The following is a 14,217-nucleotide window of genomic DNA, read 5'->3' as shown; positions in this document are numbered from 1 at the left end:
GCAATGCCTCGACCACCCGTTTGAAAGAGAAGAGAAGTATGGAATTGCGCGATTTGGCCATGCAGGCCGCCACCATTGCCGTGGAGGCCGGTCGTCATGCCCTTCAGGACCAGATCAACCCCCACGATCCCCGCTCCACCTCGGCCATCGGCCAGGGCACCCAGTTCTCGCCAGGCATCGACACACGTCTGATTCGCTACTGCCGAACCAAGATCGCCGCTCTTGACCCCATGGACGGCTTCTGGGAAGAGGAGGCCGGCAACCGGCGTCCAGGCGGCCGTTACTGGTGTCTGGGCCACATCGACGGTCCGGTCAACTATGTGCGCAACATGGCCGAATGGACGCTTACCATCTCCCTGTTCGCCGTGGACGAGAAGGGCCATGCTTCACCGGTTCTGGGCATCGTGCATGCACCGGTACTGGGCCTGACCTATCTGGCTGCCAAGGGCCAGGGCGCCATTAGGATCCGGCGGACCATTGTGGGTGACAAACGGGAGAAAATCATCCCTTCCACTATGACCACCCTGACCGGATCAGTAATCAGCTTCGGCATGTCATACTTCCCCAACGAGTCCGAAAAGGTCCTGCAGATCGTCTCGCGCATGGCCGGCAAGCCTGCCGACATCAAGCGCGTCGGTCCGGTCTCGCTGGACCTGTGCCGGGTAGCGGACGGCAGCTACGATGCTTATTTTGAGCCGGCCCTGCACTCCTGGGACATCCCCGCTGTCTCTGCGGCTGCTGTTGTGGTCCGAGAGGCCAAGGGTACCCTCTGGCGCTGGGACGGCGGGCATGTGCGCTGGGAGGGCAGCAACGACGTGGTAGCTACCAACGGGCTCATCGCGGAGGATTTGAATACGTATCTGAGCGGGCGCTGATTCGCGCCGGGAAGGAGAGCGACCATGGCTGAGGCATCCCAACAAGGACGGCGCATCGCAGCCGGTCAGCAGCAGGAACAGGAAGAGAATCTGCCGCAGACTGCTGCATATGAACAGGACCAGGCAGCTGAGTCCGACCTGGATGCTGTCCTGGATGACATCGAGACCACTCTGGAGACCAATGCCAAGGAGTATGTACAGGGCTTCGTCCAGAAGGGCGGCCAGTGATCCATGGCGGACGGGCAGGGGACTGACTCGGACTTTCGCAGGATATTCGGCATCGAGACCGAGTATGGACTGAGCCTGACCGGCACCAGTGGCCTATATGCTGCCGGAAGGGTAGCCATGGCCATGTTCCGCCCTCTGATTGAGAAGCACGGGTCAACCAACATCTATCTGCCCAATGGTGCCCGACTCTATCTGGACGTGGGATCCCACCCGGAGTATGCCACGGCAGAGGCCCGTGATCCACTGACAGCCCTGACTCAGGTGCTGGCCGGGGAACGAATCATGACCGACCTTGCGGAGCGCGCCCGGAAGTACCTGTCGGAGAACCTGGGCGGGCCTGTAAAGGTTCATGTGTTTGCCAACAACGTGGATGCCCAGGGCCATGCCTTCGGCTGCCATGAGAATTACCTGCTGGACCGGAGGGTCCCCTTGGACATGATTGGAGCCTGTCTGGTTCCTTTTCTTGTCACACGGCAGCTGATCACCGGGGCGGGTCGTCTGAGCCCCGATGGGTTCCAGCTCAGCCAGCGGGCCGACTTTCTTGATGAAGCGGTATCCTCGGCCACCACCCGTGCCCGTCCTATGGTCAACACCCGTGACGAGCCTCTGGCCGATCCTGAACGATGGCGGCGTCTGCATGTGATCGTAGGGGATACCAACCGGTCGCCGCTGGCTACCTGGTTCAAGATGGCCAGCACTCACCTGGTCCTCAACCTGGTTGAGCAAGCCTGCCGTCAAGGCCGCAGGCCAGACGTGGCCGACTGGGCCCTGGCCGATCCCGGTGCAGCCGTCCGAGCCGTCAGCCGGGATCGGACCGGCCGGGTCAACCTGGAGCTGGAGGCTTCGACGAAGACCAGCGGCATCAGTGCTCTGGGTCTGCAAGAGGCCTATTGGTCAGCCTGCAAGGCCTTGGTGGACCAACAGGAGGATATAGGCATCGACCGGTCCCAGGCTCTGCATGCCCTGCAACTTTGGAGGATTGCCTTGGATGCGTTGGACGCGGGGCGTTGGCAGGACCTGGCCGACTGGGTGGACTGGGCCGCCAAACTGCGGCTGCTCCAGGGGCTGAGTCGACGTGGCGCCGGGCGGGATCTGGCCCAGGCTCTGGACTTGGACTATCACGATTTGAGCGCGGGAAGATCCTACCCTGGCCTGGTCGGGCATGGGCTCATGCGCTCGCCGGTCGACGACTCCGAGGTAGAGCGCGCCATGGATCAATCTCCAAAGGATACCCGGGCCCGTCTGCGTGGCGACTTCGTCCGTGCCGCGGACCGGGGGACACGCACATGGTCATGCGACTGGAGCCACCTGGTCCTGGGTGGTTCTCGCCGAGTCGAGGTGGACCTGCCCGACCCCTTCGACCATCTGGGCCCACCCCGATACCGCTCCCTGATGGATTTCCTGAAGAGTGCCGTAGAGCCGCGCGCCTAAGGTCATGTTTGCAGTGAGGGGCTTCGTCAGGCCTGATATAACAAGAAGGGCCTTGGCATCCGTGGATGAATGCCAAGGCCCTTGCGGAAAGGCTGGTTTCACTTCTTGCTGGTGACGGCCTTCTTCAGCAACGAGCCGGCAGAGATACGCACGCCATAGCTGGCCGGAATCTTGATGGTCTCACCGGTGCGGGGGTTGCGGCCGGTGCGGGCGGCGCGCTTGACACGCTCAGCCGAGAACAGACCGGTCAGCTTCAGACCCTCGCCGGACTTCATGGCCTCGACGAAGACATCCTGGAAGGCGTTGACAGCAGCTTCTGCCTGAGCCTTGGTCAGGTTGGACTTCTGCGCAATCTTCGAAACGAGATCAGACTTGTTGTATGCCATAGAACATCCTTCTTTCGGGGGCCTCCCATTGCTTGATTTGGGGAAAGCCCAACGGTCAATGACTGATATTACCGCAGATTAGGCCCAAACACCGCATTTTCCGGGGGTTTCCGACATTTCATCAAGCGATTTTTGAGGTCCGAGAGATTAGGGCTGTCCGGAGGGCTCTTCAGATGCGATTATGGCTGCTCAGCCAGCGCATGGCCAGGGCTCCCAGGGGGATGCGCAGCCAGTAGGTGACCACTCGGAAGACCAGAGTGGCCGAGATGGCCACGCCCGAGGGAACGCCGGCCAGACGGAAGGCCGAGAACAGCACCGCCTCTATGGCTCCCAGGCCACCAGGGGTGGGGACAGCCGAGCCTAGCGTGTTGGCCAGGAGGAAGACGAAGGTGGTCTCGAAAACGTTGGTCCTGCAACCGAAGGCCATCAGGGCGGCCCAGAAACTCATGCCCAGGGCGGCTGACTGCAGCACGGCCCCAAGCACGGCCACCACAAGCTGCCTGGGCTGAGTCAGAATCTCTACAAGGTGGCGGGCGTAGGAGGCCACGATGGGCATCAGCCGCTCCATGACCAGCCGCCTCGTGTAAGGAACGGCCATGATCAGGGCTGCGATGATGGCTACCGTTCCGATGACGATGACCAGGGTGTTGGTGGGGATCATACCGGATAGGGTGTTGCGGCCGGTAAAGAGGCCGATGACGATCAGCAGGCAGAAGGTGGTTGCGAACTGGACGGCCACCACAGCGCTCATGATGGCTGTGGCCATGGTGTTGTCATAACCGTCCCGCCGCAGGAACTGCAAATTGACGAAGGCCGGTCCTACCCCGGCGGGCATGGAGACCGAGGTGAACGAGGAGGCGACCTGGGACAGGAAGATGCCTCTGAAGTCGCGCTTGGCAGGGTCGATGAAGACTCCCAGAGTGATGGCACAGCCCACCCAGGACAGCGACCCCAGCAGGAAGGACAGCCCGGCCATCCAAGGGTTGGCGTTGCGGACGGCACTGATGACCTGGGGCAGGTTGAACTGGGTGACGATGACCGCCACCGCTACTACCAACAGGGCCAGGGCTACGAAGCTGCGCAGGCTGAAACGAGAGAGGGTCACCTGACCGGTCTCCGCCACCGACTCAGGAGGAGCCAGGGCCTGCAACTGTTTGCGCAGGTCAGTCAGAATCTGTCGATCCCAGCCGGGCAGGGCCTGGGTCTGTGAGGGAATGGCCACCATCTGACAGAAGGGCGACAGGCTCACCAGGGTCTTGACCCCCCAGGAGGCACGGGCCGCCTCGATGGCTTGATCTACGCCGATCAGCGTGGCAATCAAGGTCAGAAGCTGGATCCGGTCCAGGGCGATGTTGGCCTGTGAGCTGGCGCTGTCGCCGTTCTCCCAGCCGGCGATGACCATGGAGCCTGACTGGTCCATGGCCAGAGTCTCCGGGCGTATGCGGCGGTGTGTAAAGCCGCGCTCGTTGGCCAGGCGAAGGTAGTCCATCAGCTGCTCGGCCCTGTCTGTGTCCAAGCTCCCGGGTTCCAAGGGCCGAAGGTGGACATCATCCTCCAGGACCAGGATTGAGGATTCCGCGCTCTCAGCCAGGCCATAAGGGTGCAGGGCAGTCAGCTGCAGGTCTCGCAATTCAGCCAGCATAGCCATGTGGTGTTGCATGGAGTTTCTGACCGACCTGTCCCGGCGCATGGAGACTCCGGACAGCTTGATCCACTGCCATAGCTGCATCAGATAGCCCATGGTGTGCAGCTGGCCGTCCATGACCGACACCGTGTAGGTGCGGCCATCCCTGTCTTGGGCTCTGTAGATGCGGGAGGCTTCGATAAGGTCGTCGTCGAGGGCGGGCAGGGGCTGGCCATCGGCATCCAGGCTGGGATCCTGACGTTCCAGGCTGGTGGCATGGATGCCGATGGAGGCTATGGCCTGTACCACTCCCTGCCCCCAGGCGCCCTTGTTCTGCGTGCCCGCCAGGTATCGGATGACCATGCCCATGATCCGTCCCAGAATTAGCGAGACCAGGACTCCGCTGGCCGAATTGGAGGATATGGCGACCATGATGACGGCCACGACGTATAGAGCGTTCCATCCCCATTTGACCGAGCTGCGCAGGCGACGGGGTCCTGCTGCACTCAGGAAGGCTGCCAGACCGGCATAGAAGTCAGGCAGCAGAACGGGCGATCCTATGGCGTTCTGGGAGCTGAATGAGGCGATCAGGGTGGGGTTGCCCGCTTTCAGGATCAGGTTGGAGGTCAGCATGACCAGCCCGAACCCTAGGAACATGGCCAGGGGGGCAGTGATGGCCTGGACCCACTCCCTGTTGACCAGCAGGTGGATAAGCACGGCCAGGACCACGGTCACCGTGACTGCCTGCTGCAGGAAGGCGGTGGGTACGTCCATGAGCCAGTCCATGGCATTGCCGGCCTGGCGCATGTCGGACTCGACCCCTGCGGCTATGCCTTTCAAGTAGATGGCTGCCAGGGTGACAAGAATTCCCAGGATCAGAGCTGCCAGGGCTCGAAGCAGGTCCTCAGCGTCATGGACCCGTTGGGGCGGTGTATCCCGGATGACGACCTGATCTGCCTGAACAGGGTCAGTGGGGTCGGTGTCCTCGGGAGTGATGGTCGACTGGGACGGGGTCATGGTCAGTCGCGATCGAAGTCCACCAAGGTTCCGGCTACGCCGGTGTAGGTTGCCGGGGTCAGGGCCTTGAGCCGACTGGCCGTGTCCTGATCGAGGTCCAAGCCATCGATGAAGTGCTCGACATCCTCCCGGCCGATTTTCTTGCCACGCATCAGCTCCTTGACCTGCTCATAGGGATGATCCATGCCCGAGCGTCCAGCCAGTCCAGCGGCCCGCATGGCCGTCTGTATGGGCTCGCCCAGGACTTCCCAGTTGCCGTCCAGCTCGCGGGCCATCAGGGTCTTGTCCGGGTGGATGGTCTGCAGACCGCCGTCCAGGTTGTCCAGAGCCAGCAGGCTGTAGCCCAGGGCCGAACCGATGTTGCGCTGGGTGGTGGAGTCGGTCAGGTCCCGCTGCCAGCGGGTTTCGGTCAGGGTGGTGGCCAGGGTGTCCAGCAGGGCTCCTGAGATCTCCAGATTGGCTTCGGCGTTTTCGAAGCGTATGGGGTTGACCTTGTGGGGCATGGTGCTGGACCCTGTCGCGCCTTTGACGGGTTCCTGGGCGAAGACGCCGCGGGAGATATACATCCAGACATCTACAGCCAGGTTGTGCAGGATCCGGCCCAGGTGAGCAATGTTGCTGAAGAGCTCGGCCTGCCAGTCGTGGGACTCTATCTGGGTGGTCAGTGGGTTCCAGACCAGGTCCATTCGTTCCACGATGAAAGTCCGAGTCAGATCGATCCAATCCACCTGCGGCAGGGCGGCCAGATGGGCGCCAAAGGTTCCAGTGGCGCCATTCATCTTGCCCATGTAGTCCTGATTGCGGATCCGGTCCAACTGCCGGTGAAGCCGGTGGACGTAGACCGCCATCTCCTTGCCGAGGGTGGTGGGTGTGGCCGGCTGGCCGTGGGTCAGGGCGAGCATGGGCAAATCCCGGTATTTCTCAGCCATGGCCGCCAGATGGTCCTCGATCCGGGTGGCCTTGGGGAGCCAGACTTGTTCGATCCCGCCTCGGATGCAGCGGGCATAGGCCAGGTTGTTGATGTCCTCGCTGGTGCAGGCGAAATGGACAAGGGGTGTCAGCCTCGGAAGTTGGGTCTCGGAGCCAAGTGCTGTGTCTGCAGCCTCCAGACGGCGATCGATGTAATATTCCACAGCTTTGACATCGTGGTGGGTCTGGGCTTCGATGCCCGCCAGTTCGGCGATGCCGTCGGCATCGAAATCCTCGGGTATGGCTCGTAGGTAGCCCTGTTCTGCCTCGGTCAGAGGCTCTACGCCCGGTAAAACCGGATGCTGGCCGTTGCCCTGGTAGCCGTTGGCCAGCATGATCATCCATTCGACCTCGACCCGCATGCGCTCGCGGTTCAAGGCAGGTTCGCTCAGATATTCCACCAGATCGGCGGTTTGTCTGCGGTAACGTCCATCCAAGGGATTGAGGGGGATGACTGGAGTGATTCGGCTCAGGTTCATGCCTCCAGCCTAGACGACCGGGTCAACCAGCAGGAACCGGCATGGGTACTCCTGGTGGCGCGCGTGTCCCGCTCATTGCCGCAGCCTGCCTCGGTAGTAGCGAGTCTCCTGCAGATCGCCCTCGATGGCATGGGCGAAATGGTCGTCCTGACGTTGTACTGCTGGTGAATTCTGATCCAGGGCATCGGCCCAGGCCGCCTGCTGGTAGGCCATGCCGTGGGTGGATTCCTTGCCGGGTCCGGCAGTGGTCACTGTCCGGCCAGTTTGGTTGCCGCCTGGAGGGGGAGGTCCGCCCGCTCTTCCCCTGACTGTCAGCTGGTTGGGTCGGGAGGGGTTGTCGGCTCCATCAAGGTTGGAGACCAGCTCTTCACGCATCTCCACGCTGGTGACCCAGGTCTCTGACCCTATCTGGCGATGGGCGATGGGTGATCCGACGGTCACGATGTGATCGAAGTGGTAGCGGTCCGAAAGATCTGAGGCTATAGTGGCGGCCACGATGCCACCCTGGGAATGGCCCACCAGGCTGACGGGATCGTGCGGGCGCACCCCTGCATCCTGCATGGCCTGGTCCACCAGACGCAGGGAGGCCGCCCTGTCGCGCACTGAAGCTTTATCGCTCATGAGCTGGATGTTCTGGGCCCAGCCGATGGGGGAGTCCAGATGGGAGCTGGTGCCGGGTATGTAGACCAGCCAGTGGTCTTTGCCGTCGGCCTCTCGATAGCGCTGTACCGCGACTGTGGCGTAAGGAATGCCGTCCCGGCAGGATCCCAGGGTTTCCAGATTGTGCAGAGCACCGGCGATGTCATGGGCCTCGACCAATCCTTTGCCTTGCGGATGAACAGGATCCATCGCGACTCGGTCACCCTGGAAATGAGCAAGTATCAAAGGCATCAGTAGGCTGGGGCCGGTAACCAATCCGCCAATGGGATCATGATGGTCCGAGGACGGGCCGGATGCGACGGCGGTCAGCAGGGGCTGTTGGATGCTGGCCGTAGTTTCCAGGAATTCCTGGAATTGCGATGCATCCAGGTGATCGGTCAGTTTGGCTACTCCCAGGCCCAAACCGATAGATCCAAGCATGAATGGGGCAATAGGCCGAAAGACGGTCAGGGCTTTGGACATCAGGGAATTCATCAGCCTGTCCATGAATGATTCAGCCTGCGAATACAGACCGTAGGCCTTGATCAGCCGGTCGGCCACAAATTGGAGCTGGGTGCGCAGATCTTCGTAGGCTTGGGCCTGGTCATTGCAGAAGGACACTATCAGATCCAGGGGCAGATGGGCGTGACCCGGCGGCGGCACTGAAGCCTGTGCGCAAGGAAGGGCTGGCAGCTCCGGCATGGTTCTGCGGATGGCCTGATTGGTCAGAACCCATTGGGATTGCATGGTGGCCAGGGCACCACCTGCCTGGTTGAGCCGATCCGCCATGCCGGTCAGATGGTCCAGCTCGGTGCGTGTATAGCCGTGGTTGTCGGGGGCGGCGGTGATCGTCCGCTTCATGGCCGGCTCTCTTGATCGATCAGGCCCAAGGTGCGCCCTGCCTGGACACGCTGATCCTGGCAGAGGGCATCCATGGCCCGCACCTGGGTCCGATAGGCTTCAGCGGCCCGCCCTTGCCAGTCGACCCTCAGAGCCTGGTCGGCTAATTCACTCAGATGGACCAGAGTGGCTCGCGACTGCCGTACCATGTCGGACAGCAAGGTCCGACAGCGGGCTGCCCGTGCATGACAGGGGCAGGATCCAGCTGAGTCCGGATCAGCCAGGTAGGAGGGTTGTTCCAGGAAGGGGCTCAGGGCGGGCAGTGATGAGGATGACCTATACATGCCTCTACTACAACATGGCAATCATTCTGAAATGATCCCCGTAGGACCATGTGGTCGAATGAGGTCCGATCATCTGGCTGTGGACGGATTTACTGCTGATTCTTGATTCTGTCGCTCAGATGGCTTGGAGATGTTCGTCTGCATGAGGATCGATTTGCTGGAAAGGAGGCGTCGGAATGACTCACCTGAAAGGCTGTGTGCGGCTGGTCACCAGGGTTTGATGTTCTTCCCCTGACCCTTATTGTTGCTCGCCTGGCCTGAGGGCGTGGGGGAGGAAGACGGTTCGTTCTGCTGCTGGTTGCGCCTGAGCAGATCCTCCACCTCGGCCTCCTGCTGCTTGGTCAGCCCTGAGGAGGAGCTCTTGTTGGATCCGTTCCGTCTGTCCCGGGCCTTATCGGCTTTCTGCTTCTTGAACAGACGCTCCGTGCGGCTGGTCAGCGCAGCGTTGGCAGCTCGGTTGGCCTCGGCAGCATGTCTGGTCTGTGGCAGAATCAGGGGTCCAGGCCGTTCGACCTCGGCAAAGAGATGCTCGGCCTGGTCCTGCAAAGCCTTGATGGATGCTGGATCGGCCTGGGGGTTTTGGACCTGTCGAACGTTGGTGCTCAGCGTGCGCGTGCCCTCGTTATAGGTGGCGATGGCTTTGACGTTGATCAGGCCCCAGGCTCCGGCCAGGGCTGCAACCAAGGCCAAGCCACCCAAAATCAGGCGCACTCGCAGGCGGCGGCCGCTCCTTGCGTCTTGCTGGGACTTCCTGCTCATAACAGTCTCCTCGAAGTGCGAATCCAGAGCCCCGCCTCAATCAGGATCAGGACCAGCTCCACCAGTGCCAGCGGCCAGACCAGCGGGGTGACATGCTGGCGGACCTGGTCGACCTTGGTCACCCGGTAGCGCTTGGAAGCTGCAGCCGTACTCCCCTCACGCAAGGTCGTCCCCTTGGTCAAGGCCTGATAGTGGCCGCTCATCTCGTCGGCCATGGCCTTGAGGGTTTTCGGATCCATGACGGAGATGCCCGGCTGGCCGGTCTTTGGGTCCGTCACCCAGCCGTCGGCATCGCTTCCGCCGACATCGGAGCTCAAGGGCACCATGCCACCCTTGGTCGAGCCGGTTCCCAGCACAAAGGCATCGTCCAGACCTTCCCTGAGGACGCTGAAGGATCGTCGTTCATCAGATCCGGTCTGTTCGCCGTCGCTGATCAGGTAGAGCAGAATTCGGTCGTCCGGATGCCGGTCCTTGGTCTGTTTCAAGACCAGGCTCAGGCGATCCAGCGGAGCATCGAGGCTGGAGCCGGAGGATCGGGATGTGGGCTCTGTAGCCAGCCCCCTGGCCCAGTTGTCCACAGCCCGAACGTCAGGTGTCAGGGGCAGATCAACGCTGGCCGAAGCGCCGAAGCTTAGGGCCGAGAAAGAGGCATCGGGGTAGGTGTGTGTCAGTTCGTGGACAGCTGCCCGGGCCGCATCCAGTCGGCTCATTCCTCCCTGGTTGCCATATCCAGCATCCTTGACCGCCATGGATCCGGTTACGTCAACCGCAATGAAAACATCAGTGGCGTTGATGGCTTTATTAGTGGTCTTGCTGACCGTGCTGGGGGTCAGGACCATGAGGGCCAGGATCAGGACCATGGCGGTGCGCCGGGTCAGGGCCCAGCGATCGGCGTCAGTATCCTGCCCCTTGCGCAGTCCATGGATGACCAGCGCGATGGCCAGGAGCAACAGCAGGCCCGCCAGAAGGCCGCCGGCCACCCAGCCCAAGGCAGGCTCAAAGGTCAGGGACTTGAGTATATTCATCGCTTCAGCCTCCAGGCCAGGAGCAGATATCCCGATAGTGCTAGGGCCAGGACCAAGGTCCACCAGCCGGGTGCATCCACCAGGCTGGACTGCTCTTGTTGACGTGGGTCGGCTCCGTGTCGGTGCTCAATCTGGCGGACAAGCGCGTTGATGGAGTTGCCATCCTGCCGTCGCAGGAAGATGCCGCCCTGCGCTTCGATCAGCCGCTGCATCTGCCGGGTGCTTTCATCCTTGGTGCCCTGGTCCGGTCCCGAATAGAGACCGTCCACCGCGATTCCTGCGGCCGAGGTCAGCTTGAGCGCCTCCTCTAGGGTGTATGTGGGTTTGCCGGAGACCACGTTATCGGTGGCCAGTACCAGGGAGCTCGACCGTTGGTCGGCCTTTGCCGGTCTGATCTGGTCCCTAGGTGCGAATTGCGGCAGGAGCGCGGCGCAGCCCACCAGTCCGTCACCAATCAGGGATGTGGTGTCCCGGCGGTTCTGCGTACCCTCCAGCCAGTCGCTGATGTCCTGGTACTGTCGTCCGCTCATGGCATCGATGCGGTCCTGGGACTGCACCCCGTCCAGGATCCACCGCGCCTTGCTCAATTCGGCTGTGATCATGTCATAGTCGTCGGTCAGAGGGAAGACGGTGCTTGAGGTGGAGTTGAATATGCTCAGAGCCATGCGTTCGCCCCGGAAGTTGCGGACCAAATCAAGGTAGGAGGCGATAACCTGCCGGTCGTAGGGCAGGGTGGACCCGGACACGTCCAGGCATAGAACAATATCGCGGTTATGGCCTTGCTCCAAGGTTCGATCGACCCGGGCGGGCCTTGCAGCAAGGCTCAGAGCCATCAGCAGGGCCAAAGAGAGCAGGACCGCAGCGCAACGGTTCAATCGCCGCCAGCGCCGAAGGGCCTCATGGCCCTCCTCGGTGTCCAGGTCGCTGTTCAAGGTCCAGACCCGAGCTTCCGGTTCCTGATCTGGCTTGCCATGACGCGCCATACGGTAAGCCAGCAGGCTGAACGCCAGGGCCAGGATCAAGGCCAGAACCGGCAGCCAGGGCCACCTCCAAGACAAATTGCCTATGCTCATCGAGGCCACCGTTCGATCAGATCCCGTACCCAGTCGGCTGCCTGATTCACCGTGGCGTCGGTTCCCGCGCTGTCCCGGGGGAGGGCAAATTCAGGCGGGTAAAGGGCATCTATGGTCTGCCGAAGCAGGTCAAGGCCCTGCCGGGTACTCGGCGTGCGGGGCTGAGCCTTGATTTCAGCTAGAGTCTTGGTTTTCATATCGTTGTTCCAGGAGCGGGAGGCGAATCCACGAGCGATGGTGGCCAGTGCCGTCATGGCTTGGTCGCGGTCCAGACGGCCACTGTCGTACTGGGCCACCACTTGATCGATCCGCTGACGCCACGCATTCCGGGAGTCGAAGCTCGCTTGGACCGTATGTTCCCCCCGCTGACGACGGTACTTGGGCAGGAGAAGGGCCGTTGCGATCAGGGCCAAGGCCAGTATGACGGCGGTCGCCGTCAGGGCCAGCAGCCAGGTGGGCTGGGTCATGGTAGGCATGACCCTGATTCGGACATGACTGGACGTAAGAGGGATCAGGACGACAGCATTCATGCCGCCATCACCGTCCGCTGCATGGGGATGCCCGGCCGGCCGGCTGAAAGCAGGTGGATGAACCTGTTGAACATGGTTGTACTGGAGTCGGCCCGGATCAGCGAGGTTCCGATTCTGGACAATTCCCTTCCAAAGGCCTCGATCTGGTAGCGCCTGTGCAGGTCCACAGCCCGTGTCCCGTTCGCAGTGCGCAGGAAGGCCGGAATCTGCCTTCCGCTTGGTGCATCCGTTACCGAGTCCATAGCGGGCTGCTGGCGCAGAGGATTCATGGTCTCCACTCCGATGAGATTCAAGGGGTGTGTAGTGGCCAACTGGCGGATGTTCGGCATCAGGTCAACGTTCAATGCCGACTGATCGGTGGCGATGACCAGCATGGCCTGCCGGTCCTGGATGCCAGCGGCGTAGCCCAGCAGGGCTTCAAGGTTGCGCGGCTGATCCAGCGGTGACTCCAGAGCTCGGTCCAGGGTCTGCTCGAATCGAGCGAAGCCGCCCCGGCAGGGTATGCGGCGGATAGCGGATGAATCGACCAGGACCAGGTCCACCTCATCGCTGCGGCGCAGGCAGAGGGAGGCGAACATGCACAGGGCATTGGCGGCCACCTGGATGGCCTGCTCCCCGTCAGGGCATGTTCCAGACATCTCTCGGCCGACATCCAGCAGCAACCAGACCTTGCTCGTGACCAGGCGCTCGCGCTCCACCACCATGGGGCGACCCAACCGTGCGCTGGCGTGCCAGTCGATCATGCGGGTTTCGTCTCCGAATTCATAGGCGCGTAAGTCGGCACGCTCATCTCCGCCGCCGCGACGGCCAGAGGAGTGCTCGCCCTCTAACAGGCCCAAGGCCCTGCGTACTGTGGGCAGCCGCAGACTGGTGTCCAAGGACTCGATCCGTCTGCGGACCGGGTCGCGATACGGGCGGCGGCGGCTCATGGCACTGGCACCCTGTCGACGATCTGGTCGATGATATCGTCGCTGCTGATGCCGTCGGCCTGGGCCTCAAAGGTCAGGAGGATCCGGTGGCGGAGCACCGAATGGGCCCAGTCTTTCAGATCCTCGGGAATGACGTAATCCCTGCCTGTCAGCAGGGCTCTGGCCTGGCCGATGCGCACTAGGGCGATGGAGGCGCGTGGACTGGCCCCCAGTCTCACCTGCTCGGCCAGCCCTTGGATGGGCCGCGAACCTGCACCCCTGCTGGTGGCTGCCAGATCGACCGCATATCGCATGATGGGCTTTGCCACGTGAACCTGCCGGGCCTTCTGCCTCAGGAAGTCCACATCGGCGATGGTCAGTGCATCCCGATCGTCCTTGCCGGGCATGTCGGTGCCACGGGTGGTCAGCATCTGCAGCATTCGCGTCTCCTGGTCGGCATCGGGATAGGTCATGACTGCCTTGAGCATGAACCGGTCCATCTGGGCTTCGGGCAGGTTGTATGTGCCCTCTTCTTCGATGGGGTTCTGAGTGGCGATCACCATGAAGGGCTGGGGCAGGGCTACGCGTTCGCCGCCGATGGTGGTCGCGCCCTCGGCCATGGCCTCAAGCATGGCCGACTGGGTCTTGGCGTTGGAGCGGTTGATCTCGTCCAAAAGGACGAAGTTGGCGTGAATTGGTCCCAGCTGTGTGGAGAAGCGCTGTGTGGAGAAGTCGTAGACCTGGGTGCCTACCAGATCCGAGGGCATCAGGTCGGGTGTGCACTGGATCCGTTTGAAGCTGCCGGAGACCGAGGTGGCCAGGGTCTGGGCGGCAGTGGTCTTGGCCAGGCCGGGCACGGATTCGATCAGGATGTGTCCAGAGGCCACCAGCGTCAGGATCAGGGCCTCGCGCAGGTTCTCCTGACCTACCAGAGTCCTTGAAAAGCGGGTCCGGATCCGGTCGGCCAACTGACGGCAACGTTGCAGGTCATCCTGGCTGATTGGCGGAACCTGTCGGTCTTTACCGGGCTGAACAGATGGGGACTGACTGGGTCGAGGTGGGAATAATGGCATAGCAGACATGGTAACGG

General features: G+C 62.1%; 14 protein-coding genes. 3 read left to right on the top strand and 11 right to left on the bottom strand.

The features are described from left to right. Positions 1–38: 38 nt before the first annotated feature. The 3 genes from ACVWNW_RS01560 to ACVWNW_RS01550 are packed head-to-tail and all read left to right on the top strand — an operon-like array spanning position 39 to position 2,534. Positions 39–875, top strand: a complete 837-nt coding sequence (locus ACVWNW_RS01560; RefSeq protein ID WP_045935548.1) for an inositol monophosphatase family protein — start codon at positions 39–41, stop codon at positions 873–875. A gap of 24 nt (positions 876–899) precedes the next feature. Beyond that, positions 900–1,103 carry a ubiquitin-like protein Pup gene (locus ACVWNW_RS01555; protein WP_454482624.1) on the top strand — a complete coding sequence of 68 codons (204 nt, stop codon included), beginning with the start codon at positions 900–902 and terminating at the stop codon, positions 1,101–1,103. A 3-nt stretch (positions 1,104–1,106) separates the two neighbouring features. Beyond that, complete coding sequence (locus tag ACVWNW_RS01550; RefSeq protein ID WP_454482622.1) at positions 1,107–2,534, top strand: proteasome accessory factor PafA2 family protein; 1,428 nt, start codon at positions 1,107–1,109, stop codon at positions 2,532–2,534. A 98-nt stretch (positions 2,535–2,632) separates the two neighbouring features. Here the strand turns inward: ACVWNW_RS01550 and ACVWNW_RS01545 are convergent, their stop codons facing one another. The 11 genes from ACVWNW_RS01545 to ACVWNW_RS01495 form a co-directional block, all read right to left on the bottom strand. Beyond that, entirely contained in the window at positions 2,633–2,920 is a 288-nt protein-coding gene (locus tag ACVWNW_RS01545) for an HU family DNA-binding protein (protein ID WP_454482620.1), read from the bottom strand. Positions 2,921–3,089: 169 nt separating this feature from the next. Further along, positions 3,090–5,561 carry a lysylphosphatidylglycerol synthase transmembrane domain-containing protein gene (locus ACVWNW_RS01540; protein WP_454482619.1) on the bottom strand — a complete coding sequence of 824 codons (2,472 nt, stop codon included), beginning with the start codon at positions 5,559–5,561 and terminating at the stop codon, positions 3,090–3,092. 2 nt (positions 5,562–5,563) lie between these two features. Next, positions 5,564–7,009, bottom strand: coding sequence for an adenylosuccinate lyase (purB, locus tag ACVWNW_RS01535; RefSeq protein ID WP_454482617.1), 1,446 nt, complete (start codon positions 7,007–7,009; stop codon positions 5,564–5,566). Between the two features lie 72 nt (positions 7,010–7,081). After that, a complete protein-coding gene (locus ACVWNW_RS01530) occupies positions 7,082–8,509 on the bottom strand; it encodes an esterase/lipase family protein (RefSeq protein ID WP_454482615.1) in 1,428 nt (475 codons plus the stop codon). Further along, the gene (locus ACVWNW_RS01525; RefSeq protein WP_261252267.1) at positions 8,506–8,832 is read right to left on the bottom strand and encodes a hypothetical protein; all 327 of its coding nucleotides are present in this window, start codon (positions 8,830–8,832) and stop codon (positions 8,506–8,508) included. The genes ACVWNW_RS01530 and ACVWNW_RS01525 overlap by 4 nt, the downstream gene beginning before the upstream one ends. 207 nt (positions 8,833–9,039) lie before the next feature. Next, entirely contained in the window at positions 9,040–9,591 is a 552-nt protein-coding gene (locus tag ACVWNW_RS01520; RefSeq protein WP_454482613.1) for a DUF6466 family protein, read from the bottom strand. Beyond that, the gene (locus ACVWNW_RS01515) at positions 9,588–10,616 is read right to left on the bottom strand and encodes a vWA domain-containing protein (protein WP_454482611.1); all 1,029 of its coding nucleotides are present in this window, start codon (positions 10,614–10,616) and stop codon (positions 9,588–9,590) included. The genes ACVWNW_RS01520 and ACVWNW_RS01515 overlap by 4 nt, the downstream gene beginning before the upstream one ends. Then, positions 10,613–11,689, bottom strand: coding sequence for a vWA domain-containing protein (locus ACVWNW_RS01510; protein ID WP_454482609.1), 1,077 nt, complete (start codon positions 11,687–11,689; stop codon positions 10,613–10,615). Before ACVWNW_RS01510 ends, ACVWNW_RS01515 begins: the two co-directional genes overlap by 4 nt. Beyond that, positions 11,686–12,219 (bottom strand): hypothetical protein, encoded by a 534-nt coding sequence (locus tag ACVWNW_RS01505; protein ID WP_461196301.1) that lies wholly within the window; start codon positions 12,217–12,219, stop codon positions 11,686–11,688. Before ACVWNW_RS01505 ends, ACVWNW_RS01510 begins: the two co-directional genes overlap by 4 nt. Further along, positions 12,216–13,148, bottom strand: a complete 933-nt coding sequence (locus tag ACVWNW_RS01500; RefSeq protein WP_454482605.1) for a DUF58 domain-containing protein — start codon at positions 13,146–13,148, stop codon at positions 12,216–12,218. Before ACVWNW_RS01500 ends, ACVWNW_RS01505 begins: the two co-directional genes overlap by 4 nt. Then, positions 13,145–14,209 carry an AAA family ATPase gene (locus tag ACVWNW_RS01495; protein ID WP_454482603.1) on the bottom strand — a complete coding sequence of 355 codons (1,065 nt, stop codon included), beginning with the start codon at positions 14,207–14,209 and terminating at the stop codon, positions 13,145–13,147. Before ACVWNW_RS01495 ends, ACVWNW_RS01500 begins: the two co-directional genes overlap by 4 nt. Between the last annotated feature and the right edge of the window lie 8 nt (positions 14,210–14,217).

This window comes from Bifidobacterium sp. JNUCC 75, from assembly GCF_054819865.1.
Note: the sequence above shows the minus strand (reverse complement) of the source record. Positions and strands in the feature narration are given on the sequence as shown.